Source organism: Sphingomonas sp. PR090111-T3T-6A, from assembly GCF_000383095.1.
Lineage (GTDB): Bacteria > Pseudomonadota > Alphaproteobacteria > Sphingomonadales > Sphingomonadaceae > Solisphingomonas.
In genome coordinates this window covers 490,773-510,175 of record NZ_AORL01000010.1, presented here as the reverse complement: position 1 = coordinate 510,175, position 19,403 = coordinate 490,773, and the positions used below count along the sequence as shown (strand labels likewise).

Annotated in this window: 21 protein-coding genes and 2 tRNA genes; 15 read left to right on the top strand and 8 right to left on the bottom strand. The window is 65.4% G+C overall.

Features of this window, described 5'->3' with window-relative positions:
* The first annotated feature begins 2 nt into the window (after positions 1 to 2).
* The 5 genes from ST3T6A_RS0105230 to ST3T6A_RS0105210 all read left to right on the top strand — a co-directional run bounded on the left by ST3T6A_RS0105230 (position 3) and on the right by ST3T6A_RS0105210 (position 3,319).
* Positions 3 to 1,034, top strand: coding sequence for a magnesium and cobalt transport protein CorA (locus tag ST3T6A_RS0105230; protein ID WP_019831846.1), 1,032 nt, complete (start codon positions 3 to 5; stop codon positions 1,032 to 1,034).
* Positions 1,035 to 1,154: 120 nt separating this feature from the next.
* Positions 1,155 to 1,397 carry a DUF2171 domain-containing protein gene (locus tag ST3T6A_RS0105225; protein WP_026359444.1) on the top strand — a complete coding sequence of 81 codons (243 nt, stop codon included), beginning with the start codon at positions 1,155 to 1,157 and terminating at the stop codon, positions 1,395 to 1,397.
* A 56-nt stretch (positions 1,398 to 1,453) separates the two neighbouring features.
* Entirely contained in the window at positions 1,454 to 1,954 is a 501-nt protein-coding gene (locus tag ST3T6A_RS0105220) for a Dps family protein (RefSeq protein ID WP_026359443.1), read from the top strand.
* Positions 1,955 to 2,060: 106 nt separating this feature from the next.
* Positions 2,061 to 2,675 carry a cytochrome P460 family protein gene (locus ST3T6A_RS0105215; protein ID WP_026359442.1) on the top strand — a complete coding sequence of 205 codons (615 nt, stop codon included), beginning with the start codon at positions 2,061 to 2,063 and terminating at the stop codon, positions 2,673 to 2,675.
* 38 nt (positions 2,676 to 2,713) lie between these two features.
* Positions 2,714 to 3,319, top strand: coding sequence for a cytochrome P460 family protein (locus ST3T6A_RS0105210; RefSeq protein WP_019831842.1), 606 nt, complete (start codon positions 2,714 to 2,716; stop codon positions 3,317 to 3,319).
* Positions 3,320 to 3,457: 138 nt separating this feature from the next.
* Here ST3T6A_RS0105210 and ST3T6A_RS0105205 read toward each other — a convergent pair whose 3' ends face one another.
* The 6 genes from ST3T6A_RS0105205 to ST3T6A_RS0105180 form a co-directional block, all read right to left on the bottom strand.
* A complete protein-coding gene (locus ST3T6A_RS0105205) occupies positions 3,458 to 3,919 on the bottom strand; it encodes an SRPBCC domain-containing protein (RefSeq protein WP_019831841.1) in 462 nt (153 codons plus the stop codon).
* Between the two features lie 141 nt (positions 3,920 to 4,060).
* The gene (locus ST3T6A_RS0105200) at positions 4,061 to 4,603 is read right to left on the bottom strand and encodes a YkgB family protein (protein ID WP_235785725.1); all 543 of its coding nucleotides are present in this window, start codon (positions 4,601 to 4,603) and stop codon (positions 4,061 to 4,063) included.
* Between the two features lie 163 nt (positions 4,604 to 4,766).
* Positions 4,767 to 5,774, bottom strand: a complete 1,008-nt coding sequence (locus ST3T6A_RS19370; RefSeq protein ID WP_019831839.1) for a formate/nitrite transporter family protein — start codon at positions 5,772 to 5,774, stop codon at positions 4,767 to 4,769.
* 36 nt (positions 5,775 to 5,810) lie between these two features.
* Positions 5,811 to 6,422, bottom strand: coding sequence for an HdeD family acid-resistance protein (locus ST3T6A_RS19365; protein ID WP_019831838.1), 612 nt, complete (start codon positions 6,420 to 6,422; stop codon positions 5,811 to 5,813).
* 123 nt (positions 6,423 to 6,545) lie between these two features.
* Complete coding sequence (locus ST3T6A_RS21935) at positions 6,546 to 6,800, bottom strand: TonB-dependent receptor (protein ID WP_019831837.1); 255 nt, start codon at positions 6,798 to 6,800, stop codon at positions 6,546 to 6,548.
* Positions 6,801 to 7,073: 273 nt separating this feature from the next.
* Complete coding sequence (locus ST3T6A_RS0105180) at positions 7,074 to 7,427, bottom strand: hypothetical protein (protein WP_019831836.1); 354 nt, start codon at positions 7,425 to 7,427, stop codon at positions 7,074 to 7,076.
* 182 nt (positions 7,428 to 7,609) lie between these two features.
* Between ST3T6A_RS0105180 and ST3T6A_RS0105175 the strand changes: the two genes are divergently transcribed.
* From ST3T6A_RS0105175 to ST3T6A_RS0105160, 4 genes are all read left to right on the top strand, one after another.
* Positions 7,610 to 8,230, top strand: a complete 621-nt coding sequence (locus tag ST3T6A_RS0105175; protein ID WP_019831835.1) for a response regulator — start codon at positions 7,610 to 7,612, stop codon at positions 8,228 to 8,230.
* A gap of 133 nt (positions 8,231 to 8,363) precedes the next feature.
* Positions 8,364 to 11,411, top strand: a complete 3,048-nt coding sequence (locus tag ST3T6A_RS20750) for a sensor histidine kinase (RefSeq protein ID WP_162140508.1) — start codon at positions 8,364 to 8,366, stop codon at positions 11,409 to 11,411.
* Positions 11,412 to 11,550: 139 nt separating this feature from the next.
* On the top strand, positions 11,551 to 11,907 hold the full coding sequence (locus tag ST3T6A_RS21675) for a hypothetical protein (RefSeq protein ID WP_019831833.1): 357 nt from the start codon (positions 11,551 to 11,553) through the stop codon (positions 11,905 to 11,907).
* Positions 11,904 to 12,596, top strand: a complete 693-nt coding sequence (locus tag ST3T6A_RS0105160) for a sensor histidine kinase (RefSeq protein WP_019831832.1) — start codon at positions 11,904 to 11,906, stop codon at positions 12,594 to 12,596. Before ST3T6A_RS21675 ends, ST3T6A_RS0105160 begins: the two co-directional genes overlap by 4 nt.
* Positions 12,597 to 12,959: 363 nt before the next feature.
* Here ST3T6A_RS0105160 and ST3T6A_RS0105150 read toward each other — a convergent pair.
* Positions 12,960 to 13,035 (bottom strand) — tRNA-Ala (locus tag ST3T6A_RS0105150).
* Positions 13,036 to 13,170: 135 nt separating this feature from the next.
* Positions 13,171 to 13,488, bottom strand: a complete 318-nt coding sequence (locus ST3T6A_RS0105145; RefSeq protein ID WP_019831830.1) for a TIGR02300 family protein — start codon at positions 13,486 to 13,488, stop codon at positions 13,171 to 13,173.
* A 108-nt stretch (positions 13,489 to 13,596) separates the two neighbouring features.
* Between ST3T6A_RS0105145 and aroA the strand changes: the two genes are divergently transcribed.
* The 6 genes from aroA (at position 13,597) to ST3T6A_RS0105115 (ending at position 19,204) form a co-directional block, all read left to right on the top strand.
* Entirely contained in the window at positions 13,597 to 14,952 is a 1,356-nt protein-coding gene (gene aroA, locus ST3T6A_RS0105140) for a 3-phosphoshikimate 1-carboxyvinyltransferase (protein ID WP_019831829.1), read from the top strand.
* On the top strand, positions 14,949 to 15,581 hold the full coding sequence (locus ST3T6A_RS0105135; RefSeq protein WP_019831828.1) for a (d)CMP kinase: 633 nt from the start codon (positions 14,949 to 14,951) through the stop codon (positions 15,579 to 15,581). Before aroA ends, ST3T6A_RS0105135 begins: the two co-directional genes overlap by 4 nt.
* Before the next feature lie 231 nt (positions 15,582 to 15,812).
* Complete coding sequence (locus tag ST3T6A_RS0105130) at positions 15,813 to 16,112, top strand: GIY-YIG nuclease family protein (protein WP_019831827.1); 300 nt, start codon at positions 15,813 to 15,815, stop codon at positions 16,110 to 16,112.
* Positions 16,113 to 16,787: 675 nt separating this feature from the next.
* Entirely contained in the window at positions 16,788 to 18,515 is a 1,728-nt protein-coding gene (rpsA, locus tag ST3T6A_RS0105125; protein WP_019831826.1) for a 30S ribosomal protein S1, read from the top strand.
* Between the two features lie 269 nt (positions 18,516 to 18,784).
* Positions 18,785 to 19,063, top strand: coding sequence for an integration host factor subunit beta (locus ST3T6A_RS0105120; RefSeq protein ID WP_019831825.1), 279 nt, complete (start codon positions 18,785 to 18,787; stop codon positions 19,061 to 19,063).
* Between the two features lie 57 nt (positions 19,064 to 19,120).
* A tRNA-Leu gene (locus ST3T6A_RS0105115) sits at positions 19,121 to 19,204 on the top strand.
* Positions 19,205 to 19,403: the final 199 nt, after the last annotated feature.

The following is a 19,403-nucleotide window of genomic DNA, read 5'->3' as shown; positions in this document are numbered from 1 at the left end:
AGATGAGCATCGTCGCGGCCGTCCACGGCGGGGACCAGCCGCCGCGCTGGTCCGATTGGGACGGCGCGGCGCTGATCGCACCCGAGCACGGCTTCGCCTGGATCGACGTGGTCGACGTCGAGGGAGACGACATCGGCAAGCTGCAAGCCGCCTACGGCCTGCATGAGCTTGCGGTCGAGGACTCGATGAGCCTCTCCCAGCTCGCGAAGGTCGACCTCTACCCCGACCATGTCTTCGTGGTCGCGAAGGCCGCAGAACTCGGCGCCAGCAGAATCGAATATACCGACGTCAGCATCTTCCTCTCCGAGCAGCGCGTCATCACGGTCTGCCGGATGGAAACCGACTTCGGCCGCCGGCTGAGGGGGCGGATCGACAGGATCGCGGCGCGGAACGTGAAGGGCCCGGAATATGTGATCCACGAGGTGCTCGACCTGATCGTCGACGATTATTTTCCGATCGTGCAGATGATCGCGGACGAGGTGCTGTTGATGGAGAAGCGCCTCCTCGACGATTCCCTCGATCGCGACGAGATCGGCCGGATCTTCCAGCTCCGCCGCGAGACGATCCACTTCAAGCATGTGCTCACGCGGATGAGCGAGGTCTGCAACAAGCTCGCCAGCCTCGACGTCCCCTGCGTCTCCAACGAGGCGAAACCCTATTTCCGGGACGTGCTCGACCATCTGGCGCGCATCGACGCGATGAGCGACGGCCTGATCGACGTCATCCGCACGGCGCTCGAGGCCAGCAGCCTGCTCGAGCAGCAGCGTCAGTCCGCCATCACCCGCCAGCTCGCCGCCTGGGCGGGCATCCTCGCCATCCCGACCGCGATCGCGGGCATCTACGGCATGAATTTCGCCTATATGCCCGAGACCCGGCTCCGGTTCGGCTATTTCATCGTGCTGGGCGTGATGATCGCGATCTGCGGCATCCTCTACTGGCGCTTCCGCCGGCTGGGCTGGCTTCAATCCGGCCGCGCCGATCCCGCGCGCAAGCCTCGGCCGGCGCGCTTCCACGGGATGCCCGGCGCCGGCTGATGTAACCTTGATCGTCGGGCGGGCGAGTGAATGGGGCCACGGGGTGCAGAGGCCTCCGACGGGCCCCGAATATCCCCTTACCGGGGCACCCCTGGGCCGAGGCAATCCATGGAGGATCAGATGGCGGGATTTGAAGCGGTGAAGGAAAAGATGGAAGTGATCGGCGCGGACGGCGCGCACGTCGGAACCGTGGACCGGGTGGTCGGCGATCGCATCAAGCTGATGCGCAGCGACAGCGGCGAAGGCCAGCACAAGGGCCATCACCATTTCATCTCGCGCGGGCTCGTCGCCGAGGTCGAGGGCGACAAGGTCCGCCTCAGCGCGAACGGCGATGTCGCCGTCACGTTCGAGGAAGAAGAGTGAACACCGGCACGATGCCGCGGCGGCGCCTTGCCGTCCGGTATGAAGGAGAAGATCGCATGACGACGGCCAGTCCGGAGCAGCTCAATACACCCTCGGATCTCGGCACCGAAGCGACCGTTGCCCTGGCGGACCGGCTGAACGCGACGCTCGCGGACAGCTTCGCGCTCTACCTCAAGACCAAGAATTTCCACTGGCACGTGTCGGGTCCCAATTTCCGCGACTATCATCTGCTGTTCGACGAGCAGGCGGGGCAGATCCTGCTCAGCACGGATGCGATCGCGGAGCGGGTCCGCAAGATCGGGAAGACCACCGTGCGCTCGATCAGCGACATCGCCCGGCGCCAGACGCTGCCTGAGAACAACGCCGGGTTCGTCGGCGCGCGCGACATGCTTGCCGAACTCGCCAACGACAATCTCCACCTCGTCCAGTCCCTGCGGGCGGCCAAGGCCGTCGCCGACGAGGCCCGCGACAACGCGACATCGGGGCTGATCGACGCCTGGACGGACGAGGCCGAGCAGCGCGCCTGGTTCCTCTTCGAGACCGGCCGCCACGGGTAATCCAACTGGATTTTCCGTGATTGTACGGAGGTGCGGCCGGGGTTGTAACCTTTGCCGCATCTCGTTCGTGAACCTCCTCGGAACCAAGGGCATGGAGGAGGTTGGGATGCGCAAGTCTTTGACGGTTTTGATGCTCAGCGCGGCTGCCGCGGTGACGGTTGCCAGCTATGCTCAATCACGCACGGGAGCGAAGGCTCCGGCCGAAGCGCAAGCCGGACGGTATCTGCCGGAATATGCGCCCGACGGCTCGCTCCTCCTGCCGAAGAACTGGCGCACCTGGGTGTATCTCGGATCACCGCTCACGCCCAACGCGCTGAACGACGGGAAGGCCAATTTCCCCGAGTTCCATAACGTCTATATCGAGCCCGGATCCTACGCGATCTACAAGAAGACCGGCCAGTTTCCGGAAGGGACGATCTTCTTCAAGGAGCTGCAGCTCACCCTGCCGGCGGAGAATCCCGACGGCTCGCGAACCGAACCCTCGGGGCGCGGCTATTTCCCCGGTCCTTACAACGGCGCGGACGTCACCGTGAAGGACAGCAAGCGCTACGCCGCCACCGGCGGCTGGGGATATTATAATTTCAACCACCACGAACCGAAGGCCGCGATGGCCATGCCGAAGTCGAAGGAGGAATGCGCTTCCTGCCACATGGCGAGCGCCAAGAAAGACGATGTCTGGACGCAGTTCTACCCGCTGCTCGACAATCTTTCGCTGAAATGACCGGCCCTGTCCGGGATCAATCCTTCAGGAGGCTCGACATGAGCATGAAACGACTGGCGGTTGCCGCGAACCATACTCTTCTGATCGGGTCGGCCGCGCTTTTCGTGGCCGGGTGTACCCAGAACTCGGCGACGGGCGCGGACAAGTCGGTCGCCGGAACCGCGGCCGCGGATACGAACGTGGTCGATGCCGGCGCGAATTTGCGCGTCCCCAATGACTATCGGTCGACCTATCAGACGCTCGGCACCTGGGCGATCGCGGCGGACTCCGGCAAGGGCTCGAAGGAGATGCATATCGTCTATGCATCTCCGGGCGCTGCCGACGCCTACCGGAAGACGAAGCAATTCCCCGATGGAACGGTGCTGGTGAAAGAGGTTTACCAGACCGCGACCAGCGACATGACGACGGGCACCGTCAGCCATCCCGACAAGCTCAAGGGCTGGTTCGTCATGGTCAAGGACAGCAGGAACTCCCATCCGGGCAAGCCGCTCTGGGGCGACGGCTGGGGATGGTCCTGGTTCGACGCCGGCAATCCGACGCATACCACGTCGACCGACTACAAGAACGACTGCCAGAGCTGCCACGTCCCGGCGCAGGCGACCGACTGGATCTACGTGAACGGCTATCCGGTGCTGAAGCAGTGACCGCATGGGCGATCCGGGCGGGTTGAGGGAGCGGAGCTTCCGCTCGGTGACGATCTTCCCGGTTGGCGACAGCACCTGGCGCCGATCTTCGAAGGCGAGCGGCTGCGCGCCCAGCAAGGCCGGACCGAGCCAGCCGGCTTATTCGAGGAGATTGGCGAGGTTCTTGAGCGCCGACTCCATACCGGCGACGTGGTCGGCCTCGCTGATGCCGGCCGGCACGTCCTCCGCCAGGAAGGTGACCTTGGTGCCGCCCGTCACCGGCTTCAGCGTGGTGGTCAGCCGCATCGTGCCGCTGAAGGCCGGATCGCTGCTCTCGAAGACGATCGTCTCGATGATCCGCTCTTCGGCATCGAGCGCTTCGAAACGCGCGAGCACGATGTCGCTGTCGTCCGACGATTTCCCGCGGCCGCCACCGCTCTTGTAGCGCAGGATCATTTTGTAGCCGCCGCCGAGACGCGGATCGAAGGCGAGCAGCTCGACGCTCATGCCGGCCGGCGCCCGCCACTTCGCCAACACCTCGGGATCGACGAACGCCCGGAAGATCGCGCGCGGTGTGGCGATGATGATGCGGGACGCGGAATGACGCTGGCTGCTGCTCATGGTCTGGCAGATCGTAAACGGCGCAGCCCGAGGCGCCAACGATTCTCGAATGCCAGAGCGGGTGCTCGATCGCATCGGCCTGTCGACCGGCACGAAACGCGCTCGCCCGAGGCGGGTCGATGCCCCGGGCGAGTGCCTTTTTCAGCGCTTGCGCGGTTCCGGGCCGCTCGCGAGCGAGTTCAGCAGCAGATTGAGGGACGCCGCCAGGAGCACGACATCCTTCAACAGGAACTGGCCCGGCAGTGCCGAGATTGCGGGAAACCCGCCCGCGGCCGGCTCGAACACGCCCGGCGTGGTCACGAAGAAAGTGAGCGTGATCGCGAAGGTGCAGCATGACATCGCGGCACCGATCGCGGATGCCACGGGCACGAAAGCGCCGAGGAACAGCATCGCGGCGGTCGTGAGTTCGATGACGCCTATCACGTCGCTCGCCCCCTGGATGCCGAAGGCGGTGTTCATCCACGACATGAACGGGCTGTTGGCGATCAGGCCTGAATTACCGGTGGCTTCATAGTGGGTGAATTTCATGCACCCGAACCAGAGGAACACGATGACGAGCGCGATCCGAAGAAGGAGCAGGGTATTCCGCGGGCCAACGGTTTGTTCCGCCACTCTGAAGTTTTGAAGCATCGGAATCCTTTCGCTTGAACTCAGCGCGCGACAAGGCCCAAGCCGATCGATCATCGCCTCCCCGGGCGCGCGATCACTTAGCTCGGTGGAAGCGGAGCATCCGTTACAAGCGGATCGCCGATGTGGCGACATGGGCGGGGTTCATCCACGTCTCCTTCGCAAGCGACACCTGCGCCCGGCGGATCGTAGGCTGGCGGACCAGCCCGCCAAAATAACGCTAGGAGCAAATTGTGGGGACTTCCTCGGGCTGGAAGTATTTCGGCTCGGATGATGGACCGCGCCTCGATGGCGTCGTTGCGGCACAATCCGGAACGCTCCCGGCCAGCGCGCGGGCCGCGAGAAGGTAGCCGACGACGACGAACAGCGCGCCTCCTGCGACATTGCCGGCTGTCACCAGAACGAGGTTACGAACCACGCCAGCGAGATCGATGGAGGGCTGATCGACGAGAAGGCCGAGCGAGAACGCGGTCATGTTGGCGACCGAATGCTCGAAGCCGGCCGTCACGAAGGCCATCAGGGTCCAGCTGAGGGCAATGCATTTGGCGGTGTCGCCCTGCACGCGCGCAGCCGTCCAGATCGCGAGGCAAACGAGCCAGTTGCAGAGAATCGCGCGCGACAGCAGCGCGATCGCACTCGAATCCACCTTGTGCAGCACATAAGCGTGCAGCACCGCGCCGTCGCCCGCGAAGACGGAGCCCCCTCCTCCGAGAGAGAAGAGGCCCGAGAGGATCAAGGCGCCGGCGAGATTGCCGAGCCAGACCACGGCCAGCAGCACCAGGGTATCGCGCAGGCCGATGGTCCGCCGCGCGAGGCCGAATCCCAGATACATCACGTAGCCCGTGAAGAGCTCGGCCCCTGCGAAGACGGTCAGAATGAGACCGATCCCGAAGGTCGCACCCATGACGAGCGGGCGCACGCCGGCAGGCAGGCCGGCGGCCGCGCTCAGCGCGAGGATCATCGCGATCCCGATATAGGCGCCCGCCAGCATCGCCGCGACGAACATGCCCACCACCGACTTGTGAAGGGCCGACGCCTTCTCACCCGCCAATTCTGCGAAATGGCTGATCGTCGCTTCGTACATGGTCTCAGCTCCTGATGGACGGACGTTGCCGACGATGCCGGCACGCGTGACAGCGAGCGCGATCAGGGGCTGCATCTCCGGATAATAGGAGGCGCAGCAGCCCGGCGGCGGCGCATGGCGTACCAGCGTCAGGCCACGCACCACGCGATCGGCGCGGGCATGCTCCCCCGCCGCCTCTGCTCACATCTGCGCTGCTCGCGCCGGAACGCCGGCTGCCCGAAGGCCGCGGAGATGGAATGCGAGGAAGATCATGAACGCGCCGAATATCAGTGCGTAGGCCCCAAGCCACAGCGCGAATACGATTGCGCCGGAGATTGGCGACACCAGCAGGAGCGCGCCCCAGAGGATGGATACCAGGCCCGAGAGCACCATCAGCCAGCGGCCATGCCGGCTTTCCATCCGGAACGCACCGGCCACCAGCGCGCCTCCCGAGACCAATCCCCAGACCGCGGCGAGCGTGATGAGACCTATGATGGCGGCGCCCGGAAGCAGGGCGATCCCGATGCCGGCAAAGATGCCGAGCGCGCCTTCGACGATGAGCCAGCCCCAGCGGCCATGCGCCTGGGCGGCCTTGACGCCGCACTGGACGGCCGCGATGCCATCGACCAGCAGATAGACGCCGAAGACCAGTGCCAGCGAACTGAGCGCCACGGCGGGCATCAGAATAGCGGCGAGTCCGAACAATACGGCGAAGATGCCGCGGAAAAGCAGCCATCCCCAATCCAGTGCGAGCTGCTCGCCCATGCCGCCTGCGCCCGCCGGCGCGCCCGGGATCGCGTTCAGACTGGTCATAGTACCTCCGTATGGTCCTGCCGGCATAGCGTTGATTGCCAGCGCTACTACACGCCCGGGCGCTTCCGCCGGTTACAGCGACATACCCCGCGGGCCCGTCCCGCCCGCCTCCCGCCCGAGCCTTCAGAAGGTCCATTGGACGCCCCCGTAGAACCGCCTTCCCGTATATTGGGCCGAATAGAAGCGGGCATCGGTGTCGCTGCCCAGATGCGCCGTCTGGGTTTCCTTGGTCAGGTTGATGACGGAGCCGGTGATCGAGATTCGAGGCGTCAGTTGATACTGGGCGTTCAGGTCGACTTGCTGATAGGGATCATTGTACCAGTTCAGGCACGACACGGGGCCTTCGACCTGGTTGCCCCGGCGATTAGCCGCCGCCAACCGCGACCTGGAGCCGGTCCTTCGTCCATTCGAGATGGGCGTCGAAGGTGTTCGAAATATCCTTTTCTTTCGAGATGGAACCTGGATCTGCGGCGTTCCCACGGTGCAGATCGGCGGGTTGGCAAGACAGCCTGTCCCTCCCGCCGGCAGGGCGAACGTGGCCGATTGCATATGGGTCATGGGGAGCGTGGGCCGACGATTGCCTTTTGCGGATCCCGGAGGATCGCATTGGTCAGGCTCCTCGATCCAGCACCAGCCGGGTGCGGGGCTAGCTCATGCGCGGTTGCTCCATTCCGAGAGGCGCTTGTGGAAGATCACTTCGTCGAGCGAATAGGCGCCGGCGCCGACGAGCATGAGCGAAACGGCCTCGGCGACGATCGGCAGTAGGGCGATCGGGTCGTCGCGGGTCGAGGCGGCTATCAAGGCCAGGCTGACGGTCGCCGCGCCACGCGTCAGGAAGCCGGAGCCGATCAGGCATCCCAGGATCGCCGAGGTGACCGAAAGCGGCGTCGACACGGTATCGGACGAGACAGAGAGAACGGCCAAGGTGATCGCCAGGGACACCCTGAGGATCAATGACGCGGTGTCGCCTGCATAGGATCGGAATTTGCGGAGAGGACGCGCCATCGATCCACAGTGCCCCGGATTGCACTGCGACCGTGACACTCCGGCGATGGGCAATCCGCTCACCCAGATGGGTGATGAAACGCACCGGCCGCAATCCCACGCGATCGACAGAGTGACGCCAGCTCACCTGTAACCGATCGGGCCATCTCTCCGAGAGACCTGCGTTGGATTGGTGGGGATTCATGGCAGCGATACGGATTCTGGTTGTCGACGATCATGCCATGCTGAGGGAGGGCGTCATCGCCCTTCTCGCATCGGAGACCGATATCGAGATCGTCGGCGAAGCGAAGGACGGGATCGAGGCCGTCGAGCGCTATGATCGTCTGCAACCCGACATCATGCTGCTCGACATGCAGATGCCCCGGCAGGACGGCGAAGCGACGATCCGGATCGTTCGCGAGCGTCACCCGAAAGCCAGGATCGTGGTCCTCACGACCTATGATGGAGATGTCCAGGCATCGCGCGCGCTGAAGGCGGGCGCTTCCGGATATCTGCTCAAGAGCAGCCTCCGCCACGAGTTGATCGATACGATCCGCGAAGTTTACGCCGGAAGACGGCGCGTTCTTGCCGAAATCGCGCAAGAGATCGCGCTCCACGCCGGCGAAGAGCCGCTCAGCGATCGCGAGCTCGAAGTGCTGCGATGCGTCGCCGCAGGCTCGGCGAACAAGGAGATCGCCCGAACCCTATCGATCGCCGAAGACACGGTGAAAACCCACCTCAGGAGCATCTTCTTCAAGCTCGGCGTGAAGGATCGCACGGAAGCGGTCGTTCAGGCGGCACGCCGCCGGATCATTGAATTGTGAAGCGCATGAAGGCGGGTCGCTGATCTTGAGGCATAGCCACGCAACGAGGAACGCTCTCGAGAGGATGCTCCCGGGATGGCCGATCCCGCTCGGCCGGTTATGCATCGCGCTCGCGCGGCTCATCCCGGTCGCAATGCTCGTCATCGCCGGGCTCGCGGCGCGGCCGGCTGGCGCGCGCGATACCCAGCGATCGATCACCCAATATGCGCACCGGGTCTGGACCGTCGGCTTGAACGGACTGGGCACCGCGCCGCTCTCGATCGCGCAATCGCCGGACGGATACCTGCTGTTCGGCGCCCAGGACGGCATCTACCGGTTCAACGGCGAGCGCTTTCAGCGCTGGCAGCCGTGGGCGGGCGGCTCGCGCTCCTACCATTCCGTTTCCAATATGCTGTTCGCCCGCGACGGCACTCTCTACCTTTCCGTCGGTGATGGCCTGGCTCGATACAGGAACGGCAGGTTCTTCTTCTTCAAGGAGAGGCTGACGTCGCCATCCTCGGTCTTCGAAGACGCGCACGGCACGATCTGGATCGGCGACCTCGGATGGCACGGGGCGCACAACGAAATCTGCCATGTCGCGGGGGATCGGGTCGTCTGCCGGGGCGTCGCCGATGGCGCGATGTGCCGCACCGGCATTGCCGCGGCGCCGGATCTTCACGGCGGAATCCTGTCGTTCAACGAGAGAGGAGTCTGCCGCCTTTCCGAAAATGGCCGGGAGAGCCGGCTCGACTATCCCGATCACAAGCCGATGCGGTCCGCGCGGGTCGTGTGGGACGCTGCAGGCCATGTCTATGCGATGCTTCGGGATGCGAGCGATCAATATCACCTCGAGACCGATGGGCTCGGGTGGCGGACGATTCCGACGTCGAAGAAGATCATGGACGGCCAGAGCTTCTTCCGGGATCGCGCGGGCGCCTTGTGGATCGGCACCTTCCGCTCCGGTCTGTGGCGGATCATCAACGGCAAGGCCGAACACTACACGCAGGCGGATGGACTTTCGGGTAACAACGTGACCTCGATCCTCGAGGATCGGGAAGGATCGATCTGGATCACGACCACCGAAGGGGTCGATCAATTTCGCGCGCAACCGGTTGTGCGGTTCGGCTCCCGGGAAGGCTTGTCGGCGGACCGGCCCGGAAATCTCCTGGTCACGCGGACCGGCGACCTCTGGGTGAGCAACGTCAACGGAGTGGATGCGTTTCGGGACGGCCGCCTCCTCACGCCCGCCCCCTATGCGTCGTCGCGCCTCGACGTGCTCTCCATCGTGCAGGACAGCGATGGCCGGACCTGGTCGCTCGTCGGCGGGATCGGCGTCTTCTACGAGAACGAAAGGCACACGGTCCGCAATGACCTGCACGTTCCCCTGAGCGAGCCGCAGGATCTCGCGGCGACCCCCGACGGAAACGTGTGGACGGGCAACATATATAATGGCGGCGCGACGCCGCGGGGCGCGCTGGTGCAGATGCGGGCTGGCCGGGTGGTGGCGGTCTTTCCCACTCCCGAGGCCGTCGACCGCTCGGTGATCTACAAGCTCGCGCCGGACGGCAGAGACGGGCTCTGGGTCGCCGTCGTCAATCACGGCGCGCTGCTTTTCCGAAACGGGCGCTACTATCGCCTGCCGATGCCGGCGAACACGAACGTCGTCGGTATTGCGCCGATCAGGCCCGGCTCCGCGTGGATGGTCACCATGGACGGGCTGTACCATGTCGTGGCGAACGGCGCCGCGCGGCGGATCGGGGTTGCGAACGGCTTGCCCTGCGAGACCTTCCCGGCCGTGACCACGACCGCGAAAGGCGATCTTTGGCTGAAATCCGATTGCGGCCTGCTCCATATCGCCAAGCGCGAGCTCGACTCCTTCCTGACGAGCGAGGGCAGCAAGCTTCACGCGGACCAGATCGACGCCGGCGACGGTGCGCCGGTCGACGAATATTCCAACCACCCCTACGAAACCCCGGACGGAAGGGTCTGGTTCACCAATTTCAGCGACGTGTTCATGGTCGATCCCAAGGCGGCGGTCGCTCCCAAGCAGCCGGTGCCGGTGGTCATCGAGGATATCCTGGCCGACGGCAAAAGCTTCCTGTCCGCAAAGGGCAGCCGGTCGCCGACGCGACCGCGCCGGATCGAGATCGACTTTTCCGGACTGGACTTCATTCGGCCGGACCGTGTCGGCTTTCGCTATGAACTGTCCCGTGGAATGCGCCAATGGCGCGGAGTGACCACGGAGAGGACGGTCTCCTTCACCGATCTCGGGCCGGGGCAATACAGCTTCTCGGTCGTGGCCTGTGAGAACGACGCCCGATGCAGTCTCAAGCCGGCCACGCTCGCCTTCGAGATTCCGCCGACATTCGTTCAGACTTGGATGTTCAAGGTCGCGATGGCGTTCCTGGCGGCCTTCGTCGCCTGGGTCGCCTATCGGATCTGGCACCATCAGGTGACAATGGACATCCAGCGGCGCACCGAGGTCCGGTTGGGCGAGCGCGAGCGTATCGCGCGTGATCTCCACGACACGCTTCTCCAGGGGTTCCAGGGGCTTCTCCTGCGGATTCAGGGTGTCGCGAACAATCTCCCGTGCGAGGACCAGCTTCGCGCCCGTCTGGAAAGCGCGCTGAACAGAGGGGAGCAGATCATCGTCGAGGGGCGCAACCGGGTCCGCGATCTCCGTGTGGATGAGCATGGCCTGCCCGATATGCTGCGCAAGTTCATCGACGATGCGTCGCTCGACTGCGACATCGATATCTACCTGGAAATCGAAGGGGCCCCGCGCGATCTGCGCCGTGGAATCTCGACGGAGATCGGACAGATAGCGCGCGAGGCTCTGTCGAACGCATGCCGCCATGCCGAGGCATCCCGAATAGCGGTGATCGTCGAGTTCGGTCTTCGCGCGTTGCAGGTCCGGATCGTCGACAACGGCAAGGGGATTCGCGTGCAGCCGGAACAGCACGCCGTTCCGCATTTCGGATTGAGTGGCATGAGGGAGCGCGCCGAGCGGCTGAATGCCTCCTTCAGGATCGACAGCGCGCCCGGAAAGGGCACCGAGGTATCGCTCTCCCTCTCATCGAGCGTGGCCTATGAGCCCAAATCGAGCGCGGTGGCGGACCTGCTCGGTCGAATGTGCGATCTGTTCGGCGGCGCAAGGAGAAGCCTGTTCGGGCGGTCCTCGGATATGGACGCCTCAAGATAGGCTGGGCTCGGAGACCTCGATGAGAGGCATTAGGCGAGCCCCGCGCCGGAGGTAGGAGCGATCGCTCACCCGTCTGAGTGATCGCAATTCCCACCAGTCGAACGTCACGCCGCCGGTCAGACGATGCCAGTTTCTGGCCATGGCTCGCTACCTCCGCCGGAACCCAGCTTTCTCCATCGACGCCACCGCGTTTACGCTGCTGGCGTCGATGGAGGGAACCCTGGCGATCACGCTGCCGCGCGTGGACATCATGTCCGCGATGCCGGCGATCGCGTCTGTCGCGGCAGCGATCCTGATCGCACTCGAACTGTACGACCGTTGCGCCTTCGCTCTGGGCTCCATCCGCTACCGGGTGGACCTCATGCGCCGCAGCATGGGTGCGAGTTTCCCAACCGCGAGCGGCGCGACGGCGCTCGCTTTTGTCGGTGCCGAGTCCTGGTCCTTCGATCGGCTGATCCGGGATCGGCGCACCAACGATCGGAGCGAACGTCCATGACCCAGATCCTCTCACCCAAGTACATCGCGCCTGATATGTTCGAGGACCTTCTCCTGCGCGAGCAGCTTCACCGCTTTTCGAACAGCTTCCAGATCGTCGCCGCGCTTGCCCGCCAATGCAATCGCCAGTCGGGCACGCACGATACGGCATCGATGCTCGAGGCGCTCGAGGATCGGCTGCATTCGCTGACGACGCTGCATCGGCTCCTCGCGACGAATTTCGAGATGCCCAATTTCGCCGGGCGCATGCACGAGATCACCCGCGAGCTTGTGCGCTCATTCGGCCGGACGGACGGCGTCATCCTGCACGTCGATCGTTTCTGGCTCCCCGAACAGCATCGGTTTCGCCTTGGCCTGATCGTCAGCGAACTGGTGACCAATGCGCTCAAGCACAGCCTGTGCAGCTGCGCCGAAGGCCTGATCGAGATTTCCGTCCGCACGAGCGGCTGTTCGATCATTTTGACGGTCGTCGACAGCAATCGCAAGGCGCTGAACGGCCGGCGCCTCCTCCCCTCGCCGATCGTCGCCGGCCTGGCCGAAAGCATCGGCGGCGTTGCGGAAGTCGTCGACCAGAACGGCTATGCCGCCAGGGTGACGTTGCCCCGAGAGGAGCGTCCGTTCCAGATCATTGAAGGGTCTTGGACGCGGCCCGCGATGATGCCTGCGATGACGTCGGCTGCGCTTCATTGATGGCGATGACGCACATTCTGACGTTCCCGTTGTCCTTCTCCTGCGGCCGGATCGGCCGAGAGGAGAAGGGCACTCCGATCGGCGTCGGAGCGATCAGCGACATGGCCATCGAAAGATGGTCGACCAGATGATCCGGGGGCCGAAGTCATCCCGATCCGCGGCTCCAATTGGGTCTCAGCGAAGGCAAGGCTCCGCTCGACGTCAGAGGGCATCGGCCGAGCCGCACAACTCGCCGGGATTTCAAACAATTGATATTATTATTCTTCCCAAAACCCGGAGTCGTCCGCCGACGTTCAGCATCGTTCGCGGAGACCCGGACGGGGATCAAGCCCTCCGGGAAAATCCAATGATTTTAATGGGAAATGGTGGAGCCGAGGGGGATCGAACCCCTGACCTTCGCAATGCCATTGCGACGCTCTCCCAGCTGAGCTACGGCCCCACATTTTTCGTCCCGACCGGCTGGTCCAGTGCGTCGGGAGCGCTCCTCTAGGCGAGGGAATTTTGCTTGGCAACACCTTTTTCCGGGGGCCTGCGTTTTTTGCAGGAACCCCCGAAAAAGGGCCGGGGACCGAGCTTACTGCTCGTCCTCCTCCTCGCGCGTCGCCACGCCGAGATCGTCGTCGCCACCCAGATCGGTGTCGTCGTCGGCCGGCTCTTCGTCGTCGACGCTGATGTCCAGATCCTCGGCGAGATCCGAATCCTCCTCGCCCTTCACTTCCTTGACGGGCTTGGGCGCGTCGAACGGTAGCGGCTGCTTGGACTTGAGCACCGGCTCGGGCTCCCACTGGATCCCGCAGTTGATGCAGGTCACCGGGTCTTCCTTGCCCAGATCATAGAAGCGGGTGCCGCACTTCGGGCAGGTCCGCTTGGTGCCCCATTCAGGCTTCACCATGTTTCGTCCACATCCAATCGCTTGAAGGAAGCCGCCGGGCCAGTTCCGCCGACAGCCGCTAGGCCCGCGCCTTGCCATAGGGGGACGCCGCTGTCAAAAGCCGCGCCGATGAGCCACGCCCCCGCCCTCCCGCTGCGCCTGAGCGCAACCCGCCCGCTCGCCGGCCGCGTCGCCGTTCCGGGCGACAAGTCGATCTCGCATCGCTCGCTGATGCTGTCCGCGCTGGCGGTGGGGACGAGCCGCGTCGAAGGCCTGCTCGAAGGCGAGGACGTGCTGGCGACGGCCGCCGCGATGCGGGCGATGGGCGCGACGATCGAGCGCGGCGACGATGGCGTGTGGACGATCCATGGCGTCGGCGTGGGCGGACTGCTCCAGCCCGAGGCCGCGCTCGACATGGGCAATTCGGGCACCTCGACGCGCCTGCTGATGGGCCTCGTCTCGAGCCATGCGATCACCACCAGCTTTGTGGGCGACGCCTCGCTCTCCAAGCGCCCGATGGGCCGCGTGACCGGGCCGCTCTCCGAGATGGGCGCGGAGTTCACCACCTCGCCGGGCGGCCGCCTGCCGCTGATGGTACGGGGCGCCTGCCCCGCCGTGCCGATCGAATATCGCCTGCCGGTGGCGTCCGCGCAGGTGAAGTCCGCGATCCTGCTCGCCGGCCTCAACACGCCGGGCATCACCCGCGTGGTCGAGCCCGTCCCCACCCGCGACCATAGCGAGCGGATGCTGGCCGGCTTCGGCGCCGACCTCACGGTCGAGACGCAGGAGGACGGCGCGCGCGTCATCAGCCTGCGCGGCGAGGCGGAACTGAAGCCCCAGAATATCGTCGTGCCGGGCGATCCCTCCTCGGCCGGTTTCCCGGTGGTGGCGGGCCTGATCGTGCCGGGCTCGGACATCGTGGTGGAGAATGTCGGCCTCAACCCGACCCGCGACGGGCTCTACCGGATGCTGCGCATGATGGGCGCCGACATCGCTTATGAGAACGAGCGCATCGTCGGCGGCGAGCCGGTGGCCGATCTCCACGTCCGCGCCTCGACGTTGAACGGCATCACCACGCCGCTCGATGTCGTGCCGAGCATGGTGGACGAATTCCCCGTGCTGTTCGTCGCCTGCGCGCTGGCGAAGGGGCGCTCGGTGCTGCGCGGGCTCGACGAGCTTCGCGTCAAGGAATCGGATCGCGTCACCGTGATGGCCGAAGGGCTGCGCGCGATCGGCGCGACCGTCGAGGAGGTCGAGGACGGCCTCATCATCGACGGCACCGGCGGCGCGCTTCTGGCCGGCGGCGCGACGGTCGCCACCCATCTCGACCACCGCATCGCCATGAGCTTCGCGGTCGCCTCGCTGGCATGCGCGCAGCCCGTCACGGTTGACGATCGCGCCCCGATCGCGACAAGCTTCCCGCAGTTCATCCGGCTGATGGAGACGCTCGGCGCCGCCGAGCTGGATGCGGAGGCGCTCGCATGATCATCGCCGTCGACGGCCCCGCCGCATCGGGCAAGGGCACCATCGCCAAGGCGCTCGCCCGCCATTACGGCCTGCCGCATCTCGACACCGGCCTGCTCTATCGCGCGGTCGGCATCGCGGTGCTGCGTTCGGGCGGCGACCCGGCCGACGAGGGCGACGCCTTCCGCGCCTGCGACTTCGACAGCGCCCTTCTCTCCGATCCGGGGTTGAAGAGCGAGGCCGCCGGCCGCGCCGCCTCGATCGTGTCGGCGCACCCCTCGGTGCGCGCGGCGCTCCTGGAGTTGCAGCGCGACTTCGCCCGCCAGCCCGGCGGCGCGGTGCTCGACGGGCGCGACATCGGCACGGTGATCGCGCCGGAAGCCCCCGCCAAGCTGTTCGTCACCGCCACCTCCGAAATCCGCGCCGAGCGCCGCTTCAACGAACTGAAGGGCATGGGGCTGAACGTGGTCTACGACCATGTCCTCGCCGACATCCGCGCCCGCGACGCCCGCGATTCCGGCCGCGGCATCGCGCCGCTCAAGCAGGCGGACGACGCCGTGCTGCTCGACACCAGTGCGCTCGACGTGGCCGCCGCCGTCGCCCGCGCGATCGAGATCGTCGAGCAGAGCAAGGTCGGCTCGGAGGCCTGAGGCGGGAGCCACCGCGACGGTGGCGCACCAACGCCACCCTGCGCATCGCCGCCCCCATTATCGTCACCCCGGACTTGATCCGGGGTCCGTTCCCGCAGCGCGAGAAGGTCAAACGGAGCGCCAATGGATTCCCGCCTTCGCGGGAATGACTGGAATTGGTGGGAAGCTGCCGTTCCACCTCCCGTCACCCCGGGCTTGACCCGGGGTCCAGCTTCTTCTCATCCTCGCTTGATGGATCGCGAAGCGCAGGGCGGCTGGGTTTACATCATGGCCGATCGCTATCGCGGCATCCTGTATGTCGGCGTGACCTCGCATCTCGCTGCGCGTGTTCGTCAGCATAAGTCGGGCGAAGGATCCGATTTCTGCGCGCGCTATGGGCTGAACCGCCTCGTCTGGGCCGAGCGTGGTGAGGACATCGTCCATTGCATCGCGCATGAGAAGCGGCTGAAGCGCTGGCGGCGCGATTGGAAGTTTGCCTTAATCGAACGGATTAATCCTGACTGGCGGGATATTTCGGACCTGCTCGGCTGAGAAGGAAGCTGGACCCCGGCTCAAGGCCGGGGTGACGAGATGAGGTGCCCACTTCGGGGCAAAATCAGCCATCCCCCTTGACATAATCAACCAAATAGGTTACAAGCTCGTCCGTTCCATCGCGCCCCTGATCACGATGCGACGGAGCAAGGTCCGGGTTCAACCCCCGGGCGGCCGGCGCGAAGTCATCCGGTTCAGCCGAAGCTTCGCGATCATCGTCAACGGCCAGCCTTCGCTCGCTTTCCCGTCGCACACTCGGGATCGCCTCGTGAAGGTCCGCCACAACCGGCGTCCCCGAAAGACGCCAATGGCAGGCCCCGATGCCTGCCGCACCGGGTGCGCGCGACAGGACGCGCCGGCCGCTACCCTTCCCTTCCCCATCGGCGGGACGGCCGCGCCCGCAAATCCAACAAGCTCCGGCATGGCCAGCCGCCTTGCCCCTCCCCGCCCATTCCGCTATATCCGACCGATCCGACGGGCCAGGCCCGCGGTGGCAGGCGCGTCAGCGGGGGCTCATCGCTCCCCCTCACGCGCCCTTTTCGCATGGAAAGGCCTGCCTCCGCGTTCCCGGTTCTGCGGACGCCGCGAAGGGTGTTCGGCCCCCGCGGCAGTTCGGCCAAAGACCTCTGGATTCAACCAGATGGCCGGAAACGATTGATAGGAAGCAACCTTTTTATGGCGACTTCTGCCACCCCCACCCGCGACGATTTCGCGGCTCTGCTCGACCAGACCCTCGGTCACGCTGACGGCTTCGAAGGCCGCGTCGTCAAGGGCACCGTCACCGCCATCGAGAACGACCTCGTCGTCATCGACGTGGGCCTCAAGTCCGAAGGCCGCGTGCCGCTGCGCGAGTTCGCGCCCGCGCCGGGCCAGAAGGCCGAGCTGAACGTCGGCGACGAAGTCGAGGTTTACGTCGACCGCGTCGAGAACATGCACGGCGAAGCGATGCTCAGCCGCGACCGCGCCCGCCGCGAAGCCGCGTGGGACAAGCTCGAGGGCGAGTTCGCCAAGACCGCGCGCGTCGAGGGCGTGATCTTCGGCCGCGTCAAGGGCGGCTTCACCGTCGACCTCAACGGCGCCGTGGCGTTCCTGCCCGGCTCGCAGGTGGACATCCGTCCGGTCCGCGACGTCACCCCGCTGATGGACATCCCGCAGCCGTTCCAGATCCTCAAGATGGACCGTCGCCGTGGCAACATCGTCGTGTCGCGCCGCGCCGTCCTCGAAGAGACCCGCGCCGAGCAGCGCACCGGCCTGATCCAGTCGCTGGCCGAAGGTCAGGTGATCGACGGCGTCGTGAAGAACATCACCGATTACGGTGCGTTCGTCGACCTCGGCGGCATCGACGGCCTGCTCCATGTCACCGACATGAGCTACAAGCGCGTCAACCACCCGTCGGAAGTCATCAACATCGGTGACACCGTCAAGGTGCAGATCATCCGCATCAACCGCGAGACGCAGCGCATCAGCCTCGGCATGAAGCAGCTCGAGAGCGATCCGTGGGAAGGCGCCGCCGCCAAGTATCCGGTCGGTGGCAAGTTCTCGGGCCGCGTGACGAACATCACCGAATATGGTGCGTTCGTTGAGCTCGAAGCCGGCATCGAAGGCCTGGTCCACGTCTCGGAGATGAGCTGGACCAAGAAGAACGTGCACCCGGGCAAGATCGTGTCGACCTCGCAGGAAGTCGACGTGGTCATCCTCGAGGTGGACGAGGACAAGCGCCGCATCTCGCTCGGCCTCAAGCAGGCCCAGCAGAACCCGTGGGAAGCGTTCGCCGACAAGCACCCGATCGGCTCGACCGTCGAGGGCGAAGTCAAGAACGCGACCGAGTTCGGCCTGTTCATCGGCCTGGACGGCGACGTGGACGGCATGGTCCACATGTCGGACATCGCCTGGGGCGTGACCGGCGAGGAAGCCCTCGCGATGCACCACAAGGGCGAGACCGTGCAGGCGGTCGTGCTCGACGTGGACGCCGAGAAGGAGCGTATCTCGCTCGGCATCAAGCAGCTTGAGCGTGGCGGCGTTGCCGGCGCGACGGGTGCTTCGACCGGCGGCGCCAACACCTCGGGCGTCAACAAGGGCCAGACCGTCACCGTCACCGTTCTCTCGGTGGGCGATGCGGGCCTCGACGTGCAGATCGGCGACGATGGCGCGACCGGCTTCATCCGTCGTGGCGATCTCGGCCGCGACCGCGACGAGCAGCGCGCTGAGCGCTTCCAGGTCGGCCAGAAGTTCGACGCGATGGTGACCGGCTTCGACCGTTCGAAGAAGCCGACCTTCTCGATCAAGGCGCTTCAGCTCGCCGAAGAGAAGCAGGCCGTTGCGCAGTACGGTTCGTCCGACTCGGGCGCGTCGCTCGGCGACATCCTCGGCGAGGCCTTCAAGGCCCGTCAGGAGAACCAGTAAGGCTTGCCGGCGCCGCCCTTTCGGGGTGGTGCCGCAACGCCGGCGATGGTTTCGCCAACGAAAAGAAATCCCCTCCCGCCCCCGGCCGGAGGGGATTTTTTTGTGCCCGGCGCATCGCTTCGGCGGCCTCCGCCGGAATCGCGGCGTGCGCATTGTGATTACACGGAAAAAAGCCGGGCATCTCACATGCTGCACGGGCGTGACATTGATCCAGTTTTATGGAATTGGACGTCAGGCGGCTCCCGAGGCCGTCGACAGGGTAACAAGAGATGATCCGTTCCGAACTCGTTCAACGGGTGGCCGAGGCCAACCCGGACCTGCCTGTGAAGGATGTGGAGCGGCTCGTCGGGGTGATCTTCGAGGCGATCAGCGCGCATCTCGTGGCCGGTGGCCGCGTGGAGCTGCGCGGCTTCGGCGCCTTCTCCACCCGCGCCCGCGAAGCGCGCACCGGCCGCAACCCGCGCACGGGCGAGCCCGTGGACGTCTCGGCCAAGCGCGTGCCCTATTTCAAGCCGGGCAAGGAAATGCGGGAACGCCTCAACGTCTGAGGCCTTTTCCGGCGAGGGCTTGACCTGGCCCTCGCCCGACGCCTTTGTGGCGCCCGTGCGGGCGTGGCGAAACCGGTAGACGCAGGCGACTTAAAATCGCCCTCCCATGGAGTGCGGGTTCGAGTCCCGCCGCCCGCACCACAGGCTTGGCTGCGCCCGCGACGCCGTGCGCCAATCCCGAGGCGATTCTCGCACAAAAAAAGCCCCGCCAGCGGGAAGGCCGGCGGGGCAACTCAGGATACCGCCAAGCGAGGGGGGCAGCTCGGCGGGTCGAGAGGGGCAATAGCGCCAGCCAGTTGCAATGTAAAATCGATATTGCACGTCAGGGTCATCGAATTTC

Coding starts and splice junctions, on each gene's coding strand:
- ST3T6A_RS0105145 (WP_019831830.1), bottom strand. CDS start 13,488: ATGGTGAAGCCTGAATGGGGCACCAAGCGGACCTGCCCGAAGTGCGGC.
- ST3T6A_RS0105225 (WP_026359444.1), top strand. CDS start 1,155: ATGGCGGGATTTGAAGCGGTGAAGGAAAAGATGGAAGTGATCGGCGCG.
- rpsA (WP_019831826.1), top strand. CDS start 16,788: ATGGCGACTTCTGCCACCCCCACCCGCGACGATTTCGCGGCTCTGCTC.
- ST3T6A_RS0105210 (WP_019831842.1), top strand. CDS start 2,714: ATGAGCATGAAACGACTGGCGGTTGCCGCGAACCATACTCTTCTGATC.
- ST3T6A_RS21675 (WP_019831833.1), top strand. CDS start 11,551: ATGGCTCGCTACCTCCGCCGGAACCCAGCTTTCTCCATCGACGCCACC.
- ST3T6A_RS0105215 (WP_026359442.1), top strand. CDS start 2,061: ATGCGCAAGTCTTTGACGGTTTTGATGCTCAGCGCGGCTGCCGCGGTG.
- ST3T6A_RS0105120 (WP_019831825.1), top strand. CDS start 18,785: ATGATCCGTTCCGAACTCGTTCAACGGGTGGCCGAGGCCAACCCGGAC.
- ST3T6A_RS0105180 (WP_019831836.1), bottom strand. CDS start 7,427: ATGGCGCGTCCTCTCCGCAAATTCCGATCCTATGCAGGCGACACCGCG.
- ST3T6A_RS0105230 (WP_019831846.1), top strand. CDS start 3: ATGAGCATCGTCGCGGCCGTCCACGGCGGGGACCAGCCGCCGCGCTGG.
- ST3T6A_RS0105200 (WP_235785725.1), bottom strand. CDS start 4,603: ATGATCGATCGGCTTGGGCCTTGTCGCGCGCTGAGTTCAAGCGAAAGG.
- aroA (WP_019831829.1), top strand. CDS start 13,597: ATGAGCCACGCCCCCGCCCTCCCGCTGCGCCTGAGCGCAACCCGCCCG.
- ST3T6A_RS0105220 (WP_026359443.1), top strand. CDS start 1,454: ATGACGACGGCCAGTCCGGAGCAGCTCAATACACCCTCGGATCTCGGC.
- ST3T6A_RS19365 (WP_019831838.1), bottom strand. CDS start 6,422: ATGACCAGTCTGAACGCGATCCCGGGCGCGCCGGCGGGCGCAGGCGGC.
- ST3T6A_RS0105130 (WP_019831827.1), top strand. CDS start 15,813: ATGGATCGCGAAGCGCAGGGCGGCTGGGTTTACATCATGGCCGATCGC.
- ST3T6A_RS0105205 (WP_019831841.1), bottom strand. CDS start 3,919: ATGAGCAGCAGCCAGCGTCATTCCGCGTCCCGCATCATCATCGCCACA.
- ST3T6A_RS0105175 (WP_019831835.1), top strand. CDS start 7,610: ATGGCAGCGATACGGATTCTGGTTGTCGACGATCATGCCATGCTGAGG.
- ST3T6A_RS0105160 (WP_019831832.1), top strand. CDS start 11,904: ATGACCCAGATCCTCTCACCCAAGTACATCGCGCCTGATATGTTCGAG.
- ST3T6A_RS20750 (WP_162140508.1), top strand. CDS start 8,364: ATGCTCGTCATCGCCGGGCTCGCGGCGCGGCCGGCTGGCGCGCGCGAT.
- ST3T6A_RS0105135 (WP_019831828.1), top strand. CDS start 14,949: ATGATCATCGCCGTCGACGGCCCCGCCGCATCGGGCAAGGGCACCATC.